Origin of the sequence: Actinoplanes sp. NPDC026670 (genome assembly GCF_040638175.1) — a bacterium.
In the GTDB taxonomy this organism is placed as follows: domain Bacteria; phylum Actinomycetota; class Actinomycetes; order Mycobacteriales; family Micromonosporaceae; genus Actinoplanes.
The window spans coordinates 1-1,391 of the sequence record NZ_JBEZXU010000188.1 but is presented as its reverse complement, the minus strand read 5'-3'; the positions used below and the strand labels follow the sequence as shown (position 1 = coordinate 1,391).

Here is a 1,391-nt window from a genome sequence, read left to right as displayed (position 1 = left end):
GGGACTGTCAAGAAAACGGTGTAACTCGATGTTGGTGAAGGTCAGTTGCGGCCTGCGGTGAGGCGTCCTTCGAAAGCGAGGTCGAAGGCGTTGAGGGCGGGTTTCCAGCGGGTGATCCAGCGGCGGCGGCCGGTGCCGGTCGGGTCCAGGGCCATCACGGCGAGGTAGACGCATTTCAGGGCGGCTTGCTCGTTTGGGAAGTGTCCGCGTGCCCGGACGGCCCGGCGGATCCGGGCGTTGACGCTCTCGATCGCGTTCGTGCTGCAGACGACCTTGCGGATCTCGGCGTCGAAGGCCAGGAACGGCACGAACTCGGCCCAGGCGTTCTCCCAGAGCCGGACAATCGCCGGATATTTCTCGCCCCAGGTCTCGGCGAACTCCAGGAAGCGCTGCTCAGCGGCGGCCTCGGTCGGTGCGGTGTAGACCGGCTTCAACGCCTTCGCGATCGCGTCCCAGTGCTGGCGAGACGCGTACTTGAACGAGTTGCGCAGCAAGTGGACCACGCAGGTCTGGACCACCGTCTGGGGCCAGACGGTGTTGATCGCGTCGGGCAGGCCGGTCAGCCCGTCGCAGACAGCCATCAGCACGTCCTCGACGCCGCGGTTCTTGAGTTCGGTGCACACGCTGAACCAGAACTTCGCGCCCTCGCCGCCGTCGCCGGCCCACAACCCGAGGATGTCGCGGGTGCCTTCGGCGGTGACCGCCAGAGCGACGTAGATCGGCCGGTTGGCGACCTTCCCGTCGCGGATCTTCACGTTGATCGCGTCCAGGAACACGACCGGGTAGACCCGGTCCAGGGGCCGGTTCTGCCACTCGGCCATGCCGTCCATGACCTTGTCGGTGATCGTGGAGATCGTCTGCCGCGACACGTCGGCGCCATAGACCTCGGCCAGGTGAGCACTGATCTCCCCGGTGGTCAGGCCCTTGGCCGACAGGGACAGGACCATGTCCTCGACCCCGGTCAGCCTGCGCTGCCGCTTGCGGACGATCTGCGGCTCGAACGAGCCGTCCCGGTCTCGCGGCACGACGATCTCGACCGGGCCGACATCGGTCAGCACCGTTTTCGCCCTCGACCCGTTGCGGGAGTTCCCGCCGTCCTTACCCGCCGGGTCGTGCTTCTCGTAGCCGAGATGGTCGGTGATCTCGCCGTCCATCGCGGCCTCGATCACACGTTTGGTCAGCTGCTGCAACAGCCCGCCCTCGCCGGTCAGCTGCAGGCCCGAGGTCCGGGCCTGCTCGACGAGCTGGCCGATCAGCTCGGCGCTCACCCCGGCAGGCAGACCAGGATCCTGCTTCTTCTTCGCCACCGCGGCAGTATCCACGGCGTCAGTCGTCATGGTCATCAGGTGCGTCTCCTTGATCAGGAGTTACACCGTTGTTTTTACAGTCCC

At 66.4% G+C, this 1,391-nt stretch carries 1 protein-coding gene; it reads right to left on the bottom strand.

The window, feature by feature from the left end:
* Positions 1-41: 41 nt before the first annotated feature.
* On the bottom strand, positions 42-1,343 hold the full coding sequence (locus AB0E94_RS52980) for an IS256 family transposase (RefSeq protein ID WP_360344588.1): 1,302 nt from the start codon (positions 1,341-1,343) through the stop codon (positions 42-44).
* Positions 1,344-1,391 lie beyond the last annotated feature (48 nt).

Coding starts and splice junctions, on each gene's coding strand:
- AB0E94_RS52980 (WP_360344588.1), bottom strand. CDS start 1,343: ATGACCATGACGACTGACGCCGTGGATACTGCCGCGGTGGCGAAGAAG.